The 18,800-nt window shown below is 33.0% G+C and carries 16 protein-coding genes and 1 tRNA gene; 12 read left to right on the top strand and 5 right to left on the bottom strand.

From position 1 onward, the window contains the following. Positions 1-539 precede the first annotated feature (539 nt). From B0A75_RS12035 to B0A75_RS12025, 3 genes are all read left to right on the top strand, one after another. Positions 540-812, top strand: coding sequence for a DNA-binding protein (locus B0A75_RS12035; protein WP_244284390.1), 273 nt, complete (start codon positions 540-542; stop codon positions 810-812). A gap of 5 nt (positions 813-817) precedes the next feature. Then, positions 818-1,105 (top strand): hypothetical protein, encoded by a 288-nt coding sequence (locus B0A75_RS12030; RefSeq protein WP_089054522.1) that lies wholly within the window; start codon positions 818-820, stop codon positions 1,103-1,105. A gap of 204 nt (positions 1,106-1,309) precedes the next feature. Beyond that, positions 1,310-1,882: a hypothetical protein gene (locus B0A75_RS12025; RefSeq protein WP_089054521.1), complete on the top strand. Its 573-nt coding sequence runs from the start codon at positions 1,310-1,312 to the stop codon at positions 1,880-1,882. A 180-nt stretch (positions 1,883-2,062) separates the two neighbouring features. Here B0A75_RS12025 and B0A75_RS12020 read toward each other — a convergent pair whose 3' ends face one another. The 3 genes from B0A75_RS12020 to B0A75_RS12010 form a co-directional block, all read right to left on the bottom strand. After that, entirely contained in the window at positions 2,063-2,398 is a 336-nt protein-coding gene (locus B0A75_RS12020; protein WP_089054520.1) for a hypothetical protein, read from the bottom strand. 358 nt (positions 2,399-2,756) lie between these two features. Next, the gene (locus B0A75_RS12015) at positions 2,757-4,160 is read right to left on the bottom strand and encodes a di-heme oxidoreductase family protein (RefSeq protein WP_089054519.1); all 1,404 of its coding nucleotides are present in this window, start codon (positions 4,158-4,160) and stop codon (positions 2,757-2,759) included. Between the two features lie 63 nt (positions 4,161-4,223). Continuing rightward, the gene (locus tag B0A75_RS12010) at positions 4,224-5,411 is read right to left on the bottom strand and encodes an imelysin family protein (RefSeq protein ID WP_089054518.1); all 1,188 of its coding nucleotides are present in this window, start codon (positions 5,409-5,411) and stop codon (positions 4,224-4,226) included. A gap of 448 nt (positions 5,412-5,859) precedes the next feature. Here B0A75_RS12010 and B0A75_RS12005 point away from each other — a divergent pair, with 448 nt between their 5' ends. The 8 genes from B0A75_RS12005 (at position 5,860) to B0A75_RS11965 (ending at position 14,537) form a co-directional block, all read left to right on the top strand. Beyond that, positions 5,860-7,089 carry a DUF4856 domain-containing protein gene (locus tag B0A75_RS12005; RefSeq protein WP_089054517.1) on the top strand — a complete coding sequence of 410 codons (1,230 nt, stop codon included), beginning with the start codon at positions 5,860-5,862 and terminating at the stop codon, positions 7,087-7,089. 60 nt (positions 7,090-7,149) lie between these two features. Beyond that, positions 7,150-8,265 carry an imelysin family protein gene (locus B0A75_RS12000; RefSeq protein WP_089054516.1) on the top strand — a complete coding sequence of 372 codons (1,116 nt, stop codon included), beginning with the start codon at positions 7,150-7,152 and terminating at the stop codon, positions 8,263-8,265. Further along, a complete protein-coding gene (locus tag B0A75_RS11995; RefSeq protein WP_089054515.1) occupies positions 8,255-9,634 on the top strand; it encodes an HTTM domain-containing protein in 1,380 nt (459 codons plus the stop codon). Before B0A75_RS12000 ends, B0A75_RS11995 begins: the two co-directional genes overlap by 11 nt. Then, positions 9,573-12,047, top strand: coding sequence for a TonB-dependent receptor domain-containing protein (locus B0A75_RS11990; protein WP_394335286.1), 2,475 nt, complete (start codon positions 9,573-9,575; stop codon positions 12,045-12,047). The genes B0A75_RS11995 and B0A75_RS11990 overlap by 62 nt, the downstream gene beginning before the upstream one ends. A gap of 642 nt (positions 12,048-12,689) precedes the next feature. Further along, positions 12,690-13,199: a Crp/Fnr family transcriptional regulator gene (locus B0A75_RS11980; RefSeq protein ID WP_089054512.1), complete on the top strand. Its 510-nt coding sequence runs from the start codon at positions 12,690-12,692 to the stop codon at positions 13,197-13,199. Positions 13,200-13,253: 54 nt separating this feature from the next. After that, the gene (locus B0A75_RS11975) at positions 13,254-13,745 is read left to right on the top strand and encodes a hypothetical protein (protein WP_208861266.1); all 492 of its coding nucleotides are present in this window, start codon (positions 13,254-13,256) and stop codon (positions 13,743-13,745) included. 128 nt (positions 13,746-13,873) lie between these two features. Continuing rightward, on the top strand, positions 13,874-14,254 hold the full coding sequence (locus B0A75_RS11970; RefSeq protein ID WP_089054511.1) for a hypothetical protein: 381 nt from the start codon (positions 13,874-13,876) through the stop codon (positions 14,252-14,254). Between the two features lie 4 nt (positions 14,255-14,258). Next, on the top strand, positions 14,259-14,537 hold the full coding sequence (locus B0A75_RS11965; RefSeq protein ID WP_208861265.1) for a hypothetical protein: 279 nt from the start codon (positions 14,259-14,261) through the stop codon (positions 14,535-14,537). A 515-nt stretch (positions 14,538-15,052) separates the two neighbouring features. Here the strand turns inward: B0A75_RS11965 and B0A75_RS11960 are convergent. Both B0A75_RS11960 and B0A75_RS11955 read right to left on the bottom strand, forming a co-directional pair. Then, the gene (locus B0A75_RS11960) at positions 15,053-16,366 is read right to left on the bottom strand and encodes a site-specific integrase (RefSeq protein WP_089054510.1); all 1,314 of its coding nucleotides are present in this window, start codon (positions 16,364-16,366) and stop codon (positions 15,053-15,055) included. 270 nt (positions 16,367-16,636) lie between these two features. Continuing rightward, positions 16,637-16,711 (bottom strand) — tRNA-Val (locus B0A75_RS11955). 266 nt (positions 16,712-16,977) lie between these two features. Here B0A75_RS11955 and B0A75_RS11950 point away from each other — a divergent pair. Beyond that, positions 16,978-18,768, top strand: a complete 1,791-nt coding sequence (locus B0A75_RS11950; protein ID WP_089054509.1) for an ABC transporter ATP-binding protein — start codon at positions 16,978-16,980, stop codon at positions 18,766-18,768. The last annotated feature ends 32 nt before the right edge of the window (positions 18,769-18,800 follow it).

Raw genomic sequence — 18,800 nt, 5'->3', positions numbered from 1 at the left:
AGTATTAACTTCAAGAATTTTTGTAATTCGGTGCAAACATTTGATACTAGGTTGTTTCACATTTCGGGCTTACTCATTAACTGCGTTATAACTTTTGTCTAATTTTTTCGCAAGCCAAGTTTGTGAGATAGCTTTCTCTTTCAGAACGTCTTTAGTCCAGTTTATTAAAAGCCTAGTTAAATTTATAGCGTCAAATATAGTAAAAATGCACTAGCAAAGGGTGTAAATAATCATTGTATGTTGTGAAATTGGTGAATGGCAACAACTAATTTTGGTAATTGATTACAAATCTACCTTATTATTCTACTCCCCTTTTGTATTTCAATTTTGGGAATTTCAAAATTAAAAAAAATTAAAAGTAAAGCAGAGAAAACTCCACTTTTCACTTGTGACTTCAAGCTGAAAAATATTAATTTGACATAACAAGCCAAATAATTCCAAAAAAAGACATTCTTTATAAGTATGTATAGTACTTAATTAATTTTATTGCAAAACCAAAATAAATTAGCAATTGCAAAATTTAATTTAAAAAGAGGTAGATGATGAGTGATATTGTAACAAAGGATGATTTACGGCAATTTGGCTTGCTGTTGATAAATGACATCCGGAAGATAATGGAAGATGCTCAACTGGGCGACAAAGAAAATATTCACCCTAAATGGCTCAAAAGCCGAGCAGTTAGAAAATTGATGGATATGTCCCCAGGATCATTGCAAAATTTGCGAGTAACTGGCAAAGTACGGTTCAAGAAAGTATTGGGTTCCTATTACTATAATAAAGAGGATTTAAGTAACCTGTTTAGCAAAGACTAATAGTTATGGACATAAATGAGTTATTGGATTATCTGGCTGTTTTTGAAAATGACAGCAGGTTGAATGTCTGGCATTTTGCCCTTTTAAGCGCTATCCTGTATCTGGGATATAAGCAAGGTGATAATAAAATAATCAGGGTAAGCAGGAGCAAAATCATGTCGCTGTCTCATATAAGTACTCTGCCAACCTACCATAAATATTTTAAGCAATTACAAGAAATGGGATATATCAGATATACACCTTCTTATCATCCAGGTTACAAAAGTAAAGTTGAATTATTAATAGAGCCATAAGATCAATTAAACAGATTTTATGGCTTTTTGAATAAACGTAAAACCATTATTATCTTCTTACAAAATTTCGCAATTCAGTACCAATAGATTCAAGCTGCACACTAGGAGATGGTTCAGCAACAATATTTTTACTACAAGCTAAACTAAGTTTTTCCTTCATGCCCAAAATTTCTTTTCAAGTCCAGTAATTGGTAAATAAAAAAGATGAAAAATATTTTAGTATTGTTTTTTTTAATTTCATTTGGAACTTATGCACAAAAAATAAGACCTTTTGTCGGAGTTTTAGCATACATTGATACTGATTTTGATAAATCAGTCTTTGGAGATTTTAAATTGGGAGCTGATTATAAATTAGTCTATTATTTGAACCCAGAAATAGAAATTAATTATATGTATGGTGTTCTTGAGAAACTTACAAATAGAGATGATACGGGACTTGTTTTGTCTGAATATTCAAAAAAAGTATCTGCTGTAAATTATAGTTTTTGCCCTAAAATTATTTTAGGCAATAAAAATGGTGATGGTTCCGGTTATTTACAGATTCTCCCAAAATATACTTATTCAAGCATTGAAGCTTCAGTATATCGAGTATCTAGAAACCCCAGTGATTTATCAAAACCTATTGAGGAAAAAGAAAAAATTTCTGATAATCAACATTCTTTTGGAATCGGCTTGGGGTATGTTGTTGATTTTTCAGATGAAAACTCCCAGTCTTTAGCATTAAATATTTATTTCAATAATATAGACTTAGGGAACGCATTAAATATGTTGAAATAAGATAGGAGATTTAATACTCGAAATGTAATTGGTTTTGGAGTAAACTATTACTTTAGTTTCAAAAAGAAAACTATATAAAAAGCATCGACAAAATGTAAAAAAACCCTGTATTTACTTACAGGGCTTTTAAAAAACAGTGAAAAACGAATTCCAAATAATCTGTCTTTCGATAATTACATATTAACTTACTACGCTCTCCTTTACTTTTGATACAATTTTATCAACTCTATTGTTCCATTGTTCACTGTTTTTGAAATTCCCTGGAATTTTTGATATTTTTTCCTGGAATATTTTAGTAGCTAATTTATTAAGTTCATTTGGCGTGTCAAAATTCTCTTTTTTCTCAAAAGTCCTCATTGCAACAATAAGAATTTTTATATCAAACTCTAAATTTATTGCAATTTGAACCAAGGCAGTTATTGTAATATCTTGCTCGGTTGGTGATCCAGCAGCAACTAAAATAATTGTACCATTAACTTCAATTAAATATGTTCCGTTAAATATTTCAACTGTCACTTCAACTTCAATAAATATTCCTTCAGAGTTAAGTTCCCATACCTTTCTTGGTTTAAGTCTTTTACAAACTTCATTTATTGTTGTAGATTTTCCGTTTTCACTAGCACCGATTATTAAAGCATATTTTATTTCTATTAAAGGTTTATCTACGATGATTCTGACAAAGTTACGTATAATTACTGCATTTTATTGTCTCGTAAAATAATGAATCAAGGGTGAAAATGAAAAATCGTTAGATTATTGTTCATCTAAATTAGTGACAAACCAAATTAGGCTGTTTAGAGATTAAAATTAAAGTCTATTTTTCAAAGGAAATTTTGCGATAATTACTAATATTTAGTATTTGGAAAAGTACAATTTATAAAGAATTAATAAATTCTAAAAGCTCGCTACGTTCTAATGCTGTCAATTTTTTAAATTTATCCTTAGCAGATTTGGCTTCTCCACCATGCCATAAAATCGCTTCGGTAACGCTTTTGGCTCTACCGTCGTGCATTAAATTAGTATGATTATTGACCGTTTTAATTAGACCAATTCCCCATAAAGGTTGTGTTCTCCATTCTTTACCTGTGGCTTCAAAATCGGGGGTATTATCTGCTAAATCAGTTCCCATATCATGTAATAACAAATCAGTATAGGGACGGATCGTTTGGTTTCTCAAAGCTGCAATAGAATGATTATTTCCTGTTTGCATTTTTGGGATGTGACAACTGACACAACCTATAGTCTCAAATTTTTTTTTCCCTTTTAATACGTTTTGCTCCGTATAATTTCTTCTTGCTGGAACAGCTAGTGTACTAGAATACAGCACTACTCGCTCAAAATTTAAATCCGATATCTCTGGAGTTCCTCCATTAGCAATAGCGGTAAGATCTACACCAAAAGGCGCATTTTCATTTGGAAACAAACTCGTAGTAATTCCCATGTCTCCCAGAAAAGCCCCCGCAACTTGCTGACGTACGCTTGGCTGATTGGCTTTCCATCCAAAACGACCAACTTTTTTTGAGTTAGATGCTACATCATGAACATAATTTAATTTCCCTGAAATACCATCTTTATTAATATCATTTTCATCGGCAAAACCAAGCAACGTACTCTCTGGTATAGCTTCTAATAATCCCATTCCTATCATCTGATTAGCAACTCTTGGAGAAACTTGAAGATTACTGGCTAATGGACCATGGCCCAAAGTGTTAATTTGATACGATGGCTTTTGCAAAACAACAATAGTTCCATCGGCAAAAGTTTCTGTTATGGATTGGTAAACAATAGAAATTTTGCCCTCAATAGTTTGCCCAAGAACGGCACCGTCTTGCAATTGTCCGCCGTAAATAGGATCTGGCAAATTGCCTCCATTGCCGTCAATACCAGGAATACTCAATCGTAGCAACAAACCATGACCTGTTTCTCCAGCTACCAAAGGCGCTCTTCCTCGACCGTCTTTAAAATGACAACTCGAACAGGAAATAGCATTAAAGAAAGGCCCCACACCGTCTCTTGCTGTAGTAGAAGCAGGAGCCGTTACCCAATTTTGCCTAAAAAAAGAATTGCCAATTGCAAAATCAGCATCCTCTTCAAAAGTTAGATTAAGAGCCGAAAAACCAAAAGCTTCTTCAGACTTGTTAAAAACTGTTGTTTCTCCACCTGAAAATTGTTCACCTTCTTCAGCGGTTAGAAGGATATAATGCTCCTCGTCATTTTTACTGCAACTCAAAATGAGAACACCAACCAAAACAACTAATACTTTTATATAATTTTTCATTTCTAAACAGAAAAAAGTGTCCTTGTAATAAGAACACTTAGTTATACTTTATTTTGAAGCTTTTTAACTATTTACAATAATTCCAATTTTGGTTGCTCCCGCCAATAAATTAGCGCCAAATGTTTTTAATTCAGTAACCGCAACGCTCACTTTTTTTCCCTCTACAGAATCTGTACCACCAGAAATTGCTACATCAAAAGGAGTAATAATCGCTGCAACTTTAGCCAAGGAATTTTTTATCGACGCATCTGTAGCGGTATAAAATTCGGTGTTGGTTTGTTTAACTAAGTCTTCAAGTGATGCTCCGTCAATTGAACCATATTTTCCTTGGTATATATTGATAACACTTTGTAAATTTAAAGCAATATCTCTATGCGTATTGTCGCTGAAACAAGAATGCTCTTCTTCTTGATCCATCTTACCAAGAGCAGTAATCATACGTTCATCTGGTAATTCTGCTGAAATTAATGTTGTAATTCCTAAATACATATTTTTTATAGCTTCATCTTCTTTCATTGCCAAGAAAGCTGTTCTGTATGTCCCCCCCACTTTCCATTGGTTCACTACTTCCAATAAATGATCCGTCAATAAATCAGCACACACTTTTAAGTATGTTGCTCTTCTAGCTTGATTTGATTTAGTTCCTCCAGTTGTTAAATAATCGGTATAAGGTCTTTGTCCTGGTTTGTTAGCTGATGGCGCCGTTAAATCTTGTCCCCAAAGTAAAAATTCTATGGCGTGATAACCTACAGTCACGTATTTCTCATTTTCTCCTTTTCCATTTTCTCCTACCAAAACCTCTTTGGTTATAGCAGGAAAAATCGTGGGATCATTAATAATTCCAGATGTCTCAGCACCATCAGTATAGTCAATAAAATTTTCGTCTAAAGGCCAAGAATTGACGAAACCTTCTGGTCCTTTTGCATATTTTGGATCTTCATTATCTATTGGACCATTTGCAAAACGAAAGCCCTCTGTAGTACCATAACTTTCTCTAGATTTCAACCAAGCTGATTTGGTAACCACAAAGTTAGCCTCTGTTGGTGTTGTGGTAAAAGTACTGATAGCCGCTTCTAAAATTACGGCATCATCATAAGCTTTTTTGTAATTGGCGTAAGCAATATTAGCATAATTTTCTATGACTTGTCTTTTGGAAACCGTTGAGCTTTTATCATCATCATTATTATTACAAGAAGTAATAACAAATACCGTAAGTAAAAGAAAGCATAACGTTTGAACTATTTTTTTCATTTTGTTTTTATTTAGAATAATTAATAATAATGCAAAATTATTCGTTTTTTTATTACAAAACAAATTGTTTAGAATTATTTTAAATAATAATTAACATTTACCAATTTGATTAATTAAGATAAATTTTAAGTGTCTGATTGATCTACTTTGGATTAGTGATGAAGTTTACATTTAGCTCAATCACGATCATATAAAAGACTTAATCCAATAATAAATTGTTCATAAATAATATGACAGAAATAATGCCGTATTTGACTTTAGGCACAATCTCTATAGTTATTGAGAGTTAAACATTATAAAACACAACAATATATCGTTCCTGTTTCTTACAACTAGTTTGCCAAATGCAAATATTCTACTTGTTTTTAATTATTCTAAATAAATACTTGTTTTGTAAACTTCTACAAAATACCTTTGTCTAAATTTATTAACCACAAACAAAGAAATAATGAACTTTAAAAAATTCTCTCTTTACATATTGCCAATTCTTGCATTAGCATTTACTTCTTGTACTAAAAATGAGGATGAAGATGAAACTTTCAACTACACTGTTCCTGTAACATACAAATTTGAAAGAAACTTGGTAACATCTGTAGATTATTCAGGTCAATCAAACCGTTTATTAATGCTTGATGAAATGGGAAACTATTATAAAACCGCAGCAACAAACGGGACTATAGTAGATGATGTTGTTCTTTCTCAAATGTACAGCAACATAAACAATCGTTTTACTGGGGCTGGTTTAAATGCCTCTGGAAAACTATTAAAAGATAAAACAGCAGCTTCAAAAGATTATTTCTCTTTATATCTTGGTGGCGGATCTACTACTGAACAAGTTAGCGTTCGTGATCTTTTTGAAACCCAATTTAAAAATGGGAATACTGCAAGTAAAGGTACAATTGCGGCTCCCGGTGTAGCTGGTATCTATTTAGACGGAACAAGCAAACGATTATTCGCTGCAAATGGATTAGAACCTCAACAAGTATTATTAAAAGGTATGATGGGGGCTTGTTTTATGGATCAAATATCAAACAATTACTTAAGCCTAAATAAATTAGACGAAGCAACTAATAAAATTGATAACACTAATAAAGTTTTAGTAACAGGAAAATCATACACTACAATGGAACACCTTTGGGACGAAGCTTATGGTTATGTATATGGCGCAGATAATTTAACTGTTACTCCGAATGTTTTTAAATTTTGGAGTAGCTATATAAACCAAGTTAATACTGATAGTGATTTCAACACTGTTAAAGCTGATATTGAATTAGCTTTTCGCAAAGGTAGAGCAGCTATAGTAGCTAATGATTATAAAATTCGTGATGCTCAAATTGACATTATCAAAACAAAATTAGCAACAACATCAGCGGTAAGAGCAGTATATTATTTGCAAGAGGGTAAAGCAAAGTTAGCAACTGGAGATGCTGGAGCAAAATCTCTACACGCATTATCAGAAGGATATGGTTTTATTATATCATTGCGTTACACAAATAAACCAGGTACAAACAGTCCTTATTTCACAAAAGTAGAAGTAGATACAATGTTAGCTTCTATCTTAAGCGGAACAAATGGTCTGTGGGCTATCGATACTTTAGGAGCAAAATTAGATGCTATATCTACACAGATAGCGACTAAATTTGGCTTTACCGTTGCCCAAGCTGCAACAGTAAATTAATTTAGAATAAATATAAATAATTATAAATTGCTTTTGTAATTTTGATGAAAATTTGAAAAAATGAAGAAAAAAGCACTAATTCTAGGCTTTGTTATTGCCTTAGTAGCCTGCTCCTCTAATAGTGGAGACGATACAGTTAAAAGCAATAGTTTTGATCGTACTACACTTTTGACCAATTGGGCAGATAATATTATTATTCCCAGTTATACCAATTATCAAAGTAAGTTACAGTCATTGACAACAAGTACAAATACTTTTGTGGCAACACCTACTGAAAGCAATTTGAAAGCATTGCGAGCCTCTTGGCTCGAAAGCTATAAAGCCTACCAATATATTTCGATGTATAATTTCGGTAAAGCTGAAGAAATCAATCTCAATATGGCTGCCAATACCTATCCAACAGATGCTGCTGGAATTGAGACAAACATTTCTAATGGAGTTTATAATTTGTCTTTGTTATCACAATTTAGCCGACAAGGTTTTCCAGGAATGGATTATTTAATAAACGGTTTAGGTACAACAGATGCGTCTATTGTCACTTTTTACAGTTCGAATGCTAATGCGACGAATTACAAAAAATACTTAACTGATATAACTTCAAAATTAAAAGCAAATGCAGATGCTGTTGTAATCGACTGGAATTCTGGATACAGAGTAAGTTATATCACTAATAACGGAACGAGCGTAACTAGCGCCGTAAATAAAACGACAAATGCTTTTGTAAAAAATCTTGAAAAAGACATTCGCACTGGCAAATTAGGAATTCCTGCTGGATTATTTTCAAATGGTGTTAAATATCCCGAAAAAGTTGAAGCTTTCTACAAAAAAGACATTTCTAAAGAGTTGTTAGTGTCAGCGTTACAAGCCCAACAAGATTTTTTTAATGGAAAACATTTTAATAGTCCCGCAACAGGAGCAAGCTTAAAATCGTATTTGGATTTCTTGAATGTCGTTAGAGATACTAAAAAACTAAGTGATATCATCAATGCACAATTTGCTGCAATTACAGTTTCTAATAATGCGTTAAGCAACAATTTTTCCGAGCAAATAACAACTGATAATGCAAAGATGATTGCTGCATACAGTACTTTGCAACAAAATGTAATTTACACCAAGTTAGATATGATGCAGGCCTTAAACATTACAATTGATTATGTAGATGGTGATGGAGATTAATCATGAATCTAGACTACAAAAATATCTGAATGCCTATTCAGAGTCTTCAACACTAGCCTTTTTTAGGCTAGCGTTTGGTTTTATGATGTTTTTTAGTCTCATTCGTTTTGTGAGTTATGGTTGGATTGAGCAATTTTATATCCAACCCCAATTTCATTTTACGTATTATGGTTTTGAGTGGATAAAACCATTGGGGAATTGTACCTATTTGTTGTTCCTCTTTGCGGGAATAGCCGCCTTGTTTGTTGCCATTGGCTACCAATACAAATTAGCTATTATTACTTTTTTTCTGAGTTTTACCTATATCGAATTCATGGATAAAACTACGTATTTGAATCACTATTACTTTATTACGGTTTTGAGTTTTATTATGATATTTCTACCTGCAAACGCTAATTTTTCGGTAGATGCGTATCGAAGTCCAAAAATGGCGTACCAAAAAATTCCACGCTGGACGGTTGATATTCTAAAACTTTTATTGGGAATTGTTTATTTCTATGCAGGACTTGCTAAACTCAATTCGGATTGGCTATTTAAAGCGATGCCTCTAAGAATTTGGTTGCCAAACAACTCTAATTTACCTATAATTGGAACTTTCTTGAATGCCAACTGGGTGCATTTCGCCTTTAGTTGGACAGGAATGATTTACGATTTGACTATTCCTTTTTTACTGCTTTACAAAAGAACAAGAACCTTCGCATTTGTATTAGTAGTTTTTTTTCATATTTTGACAAAAATCCTATTCCCGATTGGCGTTTTTCCGTACGTAATGATCGTTTGTTCTTTATTATTTTTCGAAAGTCCTTTTCATAAGAAAGTATTGGAATATATTACGAAATTGCTTCGTTTGAATATTCTTGTTTTTGAAAACGGAAAAGAGAAAATCCAGAATTTAAATGCTATTTACAAAACGAAATTAGTTGTAATAACTTGTTTTCTAGTATTTCAAATTGTATTTCCCTTCCGATATTTATTGTACAAAGACGAACTGTTTTGGACAGAAGAAGGATTCCGATTTTCGTGGCGTGTCATGCTGATGGAAAAAGCAGGTTACACCCAATTTACAGTTACCGATGCCAAGACCAAAGAAACAATAATGGTTAACAACCGTAATTTTCTGACCATTTTTCAGGAAAAACAAATGGCTTTTCAACCCGATTTCATTCTGGAATACGCTCATTATTTACACGATTATTACCAAGAACTAGGCTACGTAAATCCCGAAGTTCGAGTAGAAAGCTACGTTGCCATCAACGGAAGGCTGAGTAAACCCTACATTGACCCAAAAATAAATCTCGCCAAAGAATATGAATCTTTCCAACACAAAAACTGGATATTACCATTTAACGATGAAATTAAAGGACTTTAGTACTCTATTTTTTTTAGTAATTTTTCTAAATGCTTTCTCCCAAAACAAAATTTCTGGGGTTATCAAAACCGATTCAGGCGAAACTATTTCGTTGGTATCCGTTTACAATAAAACCATCGAAACAAAAACGGTCTCGAACAAAAATGGCGAATTTGAAATTGAAAGAAGTGCAACTGGTAATTCAGAATTGGTGTTTTATAAAGAAAATTATTCCTTACTGGAGCAAACAATCCCAGCTTCTGAAACAAAGACAACAATCATTTTAAGCAGAATAACCAATTTATCCGAAGTGGTAATCAATAAACAAAGAGATAAAGTTTTTGCCATAAATAAATTAAATGACATAGACGAAACGGCTATTTATGCAGGAAAAAAAACAGAGGTTATCTCGATTAACAAATTAACAGCAAACAAAGCCACCAATAATGCCCGTCAGATATTTGCACAAGTTGTGGGACTAACCTTCAACGAAAGTTCAGATGGAGGTTTGCAATTGAGTATTGGAGGTCGTGGATTAAATCCCAATAGAACTTCTAATTTCAATACGCGTCAAAATGGTTATGATATCAGTGCCGATGTTTTGGGTTATCCCGAAAGTTATTATGCCACGCCAACCGAAGCATTAGAGGAAATTCAAGTGATACGTGGTGCGGCCTCGTTGCAATACGGAACGCAATTTGGCGGATTAGTCAATTTTAAAACCAAAACTCCAAGTACAAAAACAATAGAATTTGTTACTAGAAACACTCTTGGATCTTATAATTTATACACCAATTTCAGTTCATTAAGCGGAATCAACGGAAAATTCAGTTATTACACCTTTTATAATTTTAAGAAAGGAGATGGTTTCAGACCCAATTCTGAATTTAAAAGCAACAATTATTTCGCCAATTTAAACTACCAATTCACTCCCAAAACGTCCTTGCATTTTGATTACACTTATTTCAATTATCTGGCACAACAAGCGGGTGGTTTAACTGATAAAATGTTTCTTGGCGACCCAACCCAAAGCAATAGATCCCGAAACTGGTTTGCCGTAAACTGGAATTTATTTACGTTGCGCTTCAAGCATAAATTTAAAAATAATGCAGATTTCTCCTTGCAATTATTTGGTTTGGATGCGAGTCGTAAGGCGGTAGGATTCCGTTCGAATCGAGTTTCAAATCCAGATATAGAAGAAACTGTGCGAGATCTAATTGTAGGTGATTTTCTCAATTGGGGGGCTGAAGCACGCTATTTAAAACAATATAAAATCAACAATAACACGAGTGCACTCTTAATTGGAGCCAAATATTACCAATCTAGAAACACAGGAATACAAGGCCCTGGAAGCTCTGGTAGTAATGCTGATTTTAATCTAGCTAACAAGGAATTTCCATTCTATGCCAATCAATCGGATTATACTTTTCCGAATTTGAATTATGCCGTTTTTGGAGAAAACATTTTCAAAATAACGTCTCATTTTTCGATAACACCTGGTTTTCGATTCGAAAAAATAAAAACACAGGCCGTTGGTTCCTATCGAAAAATAAATTTAGATTTAGCGGGAAATGTGATTTTGGATCAAACGATATTCGAAGACAATATCAAAGACAGAAACATTGTTTTATTGGGCATTGGAATGAGCTACAAACCTCAAAACCGAATCGAGTTTTACGGTAATCTGTCACAAAATTATCGTTCGATAACCTTCAATGACATCAGAACCGTTTCGCCAAGTCAAGTGATCGACCCCAATATTACAGACGAAAAAGGTTTTTCCTCCGATGTTGGAATTCGAGGACAAATAAGCGATAAAGTAACTTTTGACGCTAGTGCTTATACTTTGTATTACGATGATAAAATAGGCGAATACGAAACGAAGAATCCAAATGGCTCCGCGGCAATTGTACGCTATAGATCCAATATAGGAACGGCAATAACATATGGTTTTGAAACGATGTTGGATTGGAGTATCAGCAAAACTTTTTTTGAAGAAGAAGCCTTTATTTGGAATATCTTCTCGAATGTTACACTCACGGGTTCTGAATACCTAAAATCCGATGCTCTAAATATTAAAGGAAACAAAGTAGAATTTGTACCACTTTACAATGTCAAATCGGGAACAAGTATTGGGTATAAAAACTTTATGACAAGTTTACAATTTACCTATGTTTCTTCACAATTTACAGAAGCGAATAACAGTAAAACTGATGTAAATGACAATACTTATGGAATTTTTGGACAAATTCCTTCTTATTATGTAGCTGATATTTCGGCTTCTTACAAATGGAAAAAATTTAAACTGGAAGCTGGAATTACCAACTTTACAAACAACAGCTATTTTACCCGAAGAGCCACCGGTTATCCTGGCCCTGGAATTATTCCGTCCGACCAGAAATCTTTTTATACGACTTTGGAATTTATTTTTTAGTATTAATATTTTTTTAAATTTTAAAATCACAACCTGTCAAATAAGTTTTGGTATCAGTTTCATATAGACATTTAACCAATTCAATTATTAAAACCTTCAAGATTATATTTTTTTTTATAGTTTGACTGCTCTTATATGAGGGCATAAGGTGTTTAATACTAATGCTTTTAGTTGTTTTTTTGTTTAGAAAATTAGTATTGTGATTTCATATTAAAGCGTATTATTTTTTTACCCCAAAATAAGCCTACCATGAACCATTCAGCAGTCGCTCCATCTCATATTGGATTGTATACGACAAAAAAAGGTTGTTTTAGATGTCATAGGAGCAAAACAGCAAAGATCGTAACTGTAAAAATTCGTCTTGCTGCGGAACAACTTCAAATACTTATAATTCAAATTGTTATAATAAGTAGGATAATACAACAAATAGAGTTTTGCAACTGTGCATCAAAAGTGCTTAATTGGACACTTGTATGTATATTTGACATCGGTGTTTTAATTAAGCATTTGTGCTTCTAACTCATCACATACAAAACTCAAAACATTGTGAACCATTTCAGAGAGAATCTTATGTACATCGAGAAAGTAATAGAAGCTATAAGTACTAACTACGTTACATTAACAGATGAATGAAAAGATGATTTGAAAATAGGGTCAAAAGTTTTGAGACTTGACAAAGAGACTAAATTTGTAAAAGAAGGTCAATTTGCTGATAAACTATATTTTGTAATTAGCGGCAGTGCAAGAGCCTATTATACAAAAAACGGTAAGGACATTACAGATTGGTTTGCATTTGAGGGTGATTTTGTAAGTGCTATTGATAGCTTTTTCCGAGACAGCCAAACTATATACAATATCGAATTGCTTGAACCCACAATTTTATTGCAAATTTCAAGAGAAACGGTATTGGCATTGAGCGATAAACATCACTGTTTTGAGAAATTAGGAAGAATTGCAGTAACCAAAACAATGCTTAAATTGCAGGAAAGAGTTGTTTCTATACAATTTGAGAGTGCTTTGCAGAAATATAAAAGTCTATTAAATACGCGCCTCGATATTATTCAACGAGTACAATTAACACACATTGCTTCTTATATTGGTGTTACGCTTGAAACTTTGAGCCGGATTCGCAACCCAAAAAATCGAATTTGATTTAGATCAAATGGATTTTGAATAAGTTGATTAAACTTTGTAGAAATCAAAGAGATGATACGAATTCATTATATTTCCGGACTAACAATTACAGTTTTTATTGGACTACATCTATTGAATCGTTTTTGCAGCATTTTTGGCGAAGAGACCTACATCACAATAATGGATACTTTACGACTATTTTATCGCAATCCTTTTGTTGAGACAATTTTAGTAGTGGCAGTTCTTGTTCAAATTGTATCAGGAATTAATCTTTTTAAGATGAGCAGGAAAATCACAACATCCCATTTTGAGAAACTACAAATTTGGACAGGGCTTTACCTGGCTTTTTTTCTAATTATTCACGTGAGTGCTGTTTTCATCGCTCGCCTCTTTTTACATCTCGATACCAATTTTTATTTTGGAGTGGCAGGGCTTAATACCTTTCCTTTTTATTTGTTTTTTGTTCCGTATTACGGACTTGCAATTCTTTCTTTTTTCGGGCATATTGCTTCAGTCCATAACAAAAAAATGAAAAACAATATTCTAAGTTTAACCCCAGAGTAACAAGCAGAATTAATTCTTATATTTGGATTTGTTTTAACAGTCACAATATTTTATGGATTGACAAACCATTTTGATGGAGTAACAATACCAAATGAATACAAAACATTAATAGGAAAAATAAATAAAATATGATTAACAAAAGAAATGTTTATTGGTTATTTGCAGGAATAATCAATTTGTTTACGGCATTGCTTCATGCCATTAGCGGGCAAATTAGTTTAGTGAATCCCCTATTGGGAAGTAATCTTATAATGCAAGCAAAAGCAGAGTGGATTGGTGTTTGGCATATGATAACAACTATTTTAGTCGCAACCTCATACATGTTGATTAAAAACGGATTAGATACAAAGGAGAATAAACAAACCGAATTTGTAAAGTATATTGGCTATCTATACATGATATTCTCCGTCCCTTTTATTGTTACAAGTATAATGTACAATCTTTTGGCACCACAATGGATTCTACTTCTGCCAATTGGTTTACTAGCCTGTTTAGGAACTAAAAAATAGAATTATGCTAAAACTAGCGGGATATATCAATATTTTAATTGCAATCGGACGCATTTTTGGATTAATTTGGGCTGACCAGATGTTTGAAATTACGGGAATTGGAAAAGAAATGGCAACACTTGCTCAAAAACATGGTGCTTTGCCTTATTTAATAACAATTATTGTCGCTATTGTGTTTTTCATTTTCGGTCTATACGGACTTTCGGCAGCTAATAAATTTAGAAAACTTCCCTTCCTAAAACCGGTTGTATTTTTAATTGCCGGAATGTATTTGCTACGTTGAGCTGGAGAATTAATTACCGACAAAATACAGGAAACAAACTCAATATCTGAAACAATGTATTCCTTATTGGCAATAATAATCGGGCATTTATTTCTAATTGGCGGGTTCCAGAAATGGAGAGCGAAAAATAACATTGCTTTATGAAAGTAATCAATTTACATACAAGAATAATTAATCAGCCTAAAATCCTGACAATTATATTCAATCTCAATTTACAGGACTATTTGCCTATCAAAGAATCAAAAACATATTAATAGGTTCTTACTATAAATTCTATTTTACCCACGATAATAAAATATTACATTTTTGTTGCAGATGGACAGGATGTTTTTGAGAAATGGCAATTTGAAATACATTATCTTTCTGAGGGAAAATATTATGAGTTCGATTTATGACAATCTTAAATAATAGATGCTAAGTCAATTAAAAAGGATCCATCAACTTTCACGAGAGTATTCTTTCTGTTTTTCTACCAATTGATTTATAGCTGGTCTAAGAATGTTTGATAATAGTTATTAATTGACTTTTGAATTAAGCTGTTCCCTCAGATCTTGGATTTCTTTTTCAAGCCTTTCCAAAATTAATAGGCTATCCTCAGGTTCGAAGGATACTTTTTTATTAAGTTTATTTCTTAATTCAATCATCTGCCGACCAACTGTCTGCTGCTGGGTTATTGCATATTCTTCAGTCTGTTGTACAGATCGGTGTCCGAGCATTTCTTTCACAATATGAATAGGTACATCATTAGCAAGTGTAACTGTGCTACCAAAAGTCCGCCTTGCCTTATGGGTATTTAACACACCAGTAATCCCACACAGATCAGCAATTTCTTTTAGGTAAGCATTCATTTTTTGATTTGACTTCACTGGAAGGACACTTCTTCTACTAAGACAAAGCGGATGGTCTTTGTATTTTTCTATAATTTCAAGAGCCTTGGGCAATAAAGGAATATTTGTTTCCGATTCTGTTTTTTGGCGTTCGGACATAATCCAGTATTCACCATCAATACCAATCTTGATGTCTTCTTTTGTAAGTTGGAAAGCATCAATGTAAGCAAGACCGGTGTAACATTGGAAAATAAATACATCGCGTATAACGCTCAATCTTGGGGTAGAAAAAGAATGACTCTCAATCTTATGTAATTCCATTGCTGTAAGTGGTTTTTTCTTTGTTTTTGTTTTTTTTCCTTTAAATTTCTTGAAAGGGTCTTCCTTAATAATCTCCTTATCAAGTGCCCGCCTCACAATTTTTCTGAAATTTGTAATGTACTTTAATGTGGTATTGTTATTACAACTCTTTACTGTCTTAAGATAAAACTCATAGTCCTTTATAAATTCATAATTTAAGTCTCGGAATTCCATGTCTTCCAAGTTGAATTTGAACAATAGAAATTCTTTTATATGTTTTTTGGATATTTCAAAACGTTCATGTGTTCCAATGGCATATTCTCCTTTATCAACAAGGGCGCGTAATTCGTTATTATGATTAAGGAATTCTTCAAGCACTTTTACTTTTGGGGTTAGTCGTCCCATAATAAAGTCAATTATTTTTTGAGATGTAATAGAATGTTCCGCATAAACTAAATCATTTCTGTACTGGTTAACTTTAGTTTCAACTGTGGTAAGAAAAAAATTAATAGTCCTAGCATCTTCTTTTGTACCAATAGCTCTTTCAGCTTTTTGATCCCATCTGGTAATATCCCATCTACGCTTAGTAGATGTTTCCTTAGGGATTCCATCAACGGTAATTCTTATGTAAATATACCTAAGATTGCTTTTTTTTCGTGGGACCTTCAAAAAGAAGGTTAATCCAAAACCACTTTCTAACATAATTCAAAATTTTAAATGAGTAAATATCGAATTATAGCGTCTTAAAATCAAGTCGTTAACGTGTTTTACATGTTGATTATCAATTGATTGATGTTTATTTTGTGGCGCATTTTTTCTAAATTTAAAAGTGCCATAAAAATGCCATGTAATTTTGAGCGTTTTTGAAAATTTTGGATAAAATAGGTATAAATAAAAATACCTGCAAATCCAAAATTTGCAGGTATTCTTTAAGATTGTGGAATTTTATACTATTACTCCTGAAATAGGTAGTGGGCGATGAGGGGTTCGAACCCCCGACCCCCTCGGTGTAAACGAGGTGCTCTGAACCAGCTGAGCTAATCGCCCTATTTTACTAGGCTGCTATCATTTCGTGATTGCGAGTGCAAATATACAGCTAGATTTCGTATTTGCAAGCATATTTTCAAAAAAAATGAAATATTTTTTTGCTTTTATATTTACCACTCTATTTTTCAGCTTTTTAAACAAAACATAAAAAGCACCGTTTTCTTACTATTTAGTTAAAAAACAAAATCTGAATGTCTAATTTATAATAACACTTTGTATTCGCTTGCTATAGTCATACATTTGCATTACTTTAATTGTATATACAAATGGCAAGATTTCAAGAAAACGATTTACCTAAAGCTAAATTAGACTCTAATTCTCTTCAAAAAGCACTCAGAATTTTTAAATACGGTAAAAACCATAAATGGAAATTTTTTCTAGGCTTAATTTTTCTACTACTAACCAGCGCCACTGCCCTCGCCTTTCCTAAATTAATGGGAATGCTAGTAGATTGCGTTACTAATAAAGATTTAAATAGAGCCAATGAAATCGCCATAGCATTAATGGTTATATTAACACTACAAGCGATATTCTCATTTTTCAGGATTTCACTTTTCGTAAACTTTACCGAAAACTCATTATCTAATATTCGTTTTGCTTTATATGAAAATTTGGTTAAGCTGCCGATGTCATTCTTTTCGCAAAAACGCGTTGGCGAATTAAACAGCCGAATAAGTGCTGATATATCGCAATTGCAAGATACTTTCACCACAACAATTGCTGAATTTTTACGTCAGCTGATATTGATTATTGGAGGTTTTATAATATTAGGAAGCATTAGCCCGAAATTAACCCTTATGATGCTTGCAATTGTACCAATTGTGGCGGTAGCAGCTGTTGTATTCGGAAGATTTATTCGCAAATACGGAAAGAAAACTCAGGATAAAGTTGCCGAAAGTCAGGTAATTGTCGAAGAAACATTACAGGGAATAAGCAATGTAAAAGCTTTTGCCAACGAATGGTATGAAATTCAGCGTTACAAAAATAAAATCAAAGAAATAGTAAAAATTGCCATCAAAGGCGGGCAATATAGAGGTTACTTCGCTTCGTTTATTATATTATGCCTTTTTGGATGCGTAGTAGCCGTAGTTTGGTACGGTATTACATTAACGATTAAAGGAGAAGTTGAAGGCGTTGGAGATTTAATATCTTTTGTGCTTTATACTACTTTTATTGGTGCTTCTTTTGGAGGAATTGCCGAAATGTATGCACAAATTCAAAAAGCAGTTGGAGCAACGGAACGTGTTTTTGAGTTATTAGAAGAAAAACCAGAAGAGATTAATGCAAAACCAAATGCATCAACTTTAGAAAAAATAAAAGGAAATGTTACTTTTAAAAATGTAGCATTCAGTTATCCTTCTCGCAAAGAAGTTCAGGTTCTTAAAGATGTCAATTTCTCTGCTGCTTTTGGACAAAAAATTGCAATAGTAGGTCCGAGCGGCGCAGGAAAATCAACAATCTCCTCTTTGCTTCTTCGTTTTTACGATATTACTTCGGGAGAAATTACAGTTGATGGAAAAAACATTTATGATTACGATTTAGAAAACCTTCGCGGCAATATGAGTATCGTACCTCAGGACGTAATATTATTTGGAGGAACCATAAGAGAAAACATTGCTTATGGTAAACCAAATGCTTCTGAGGAAGAAATCGTAGCAGCAGCAAAACAAGCAAACGCTTTCAATTTTGTGGATGGTTTCCCAGAGAAGTTTGAGACTTTAGTTGGAGAACGAGGCGTTAAATTATCAGGAGGACAACGTCAGCGTATTGCGATTGCAAGAGCATTGCTTAAAAATCCAAGTATTTTAATTTTAGACGAAGCAACTTCATCATTAGACAGTGAAAGCGAAAAACTGGTTCAAGAAGCTTTAGAGGTTTTAATGGAAGGAAGAACAAGTATCATCATCGCTCACCGACTTTCGACAATCAGAAATGCAGATAAAATTTTGGTATTAGACAATGGTATAATTACTGAAGAAGGTACACATCAGGAATTGATAAATTTAGAAAACGGAATTTACAAAAACCTTAGTAATCTTCAATTTAGCAATTCTTAATTTATAAAATTCAATAAAAAAATAAGCCGTCT

The organism is Flavobacterium oncorhynchi, from assembly GCF_002217355.1.
Taxonomy (GTDB): Bacteria; Bacteroidota; Bacteroidia; order Flavobacteriales; family Flavobacteriaceae; genus Flavobacterium; species Flavobacterium oncorhynchi.
This window is presented reverse-complemented; position numbering and strand designations above follow the sequence as displayed.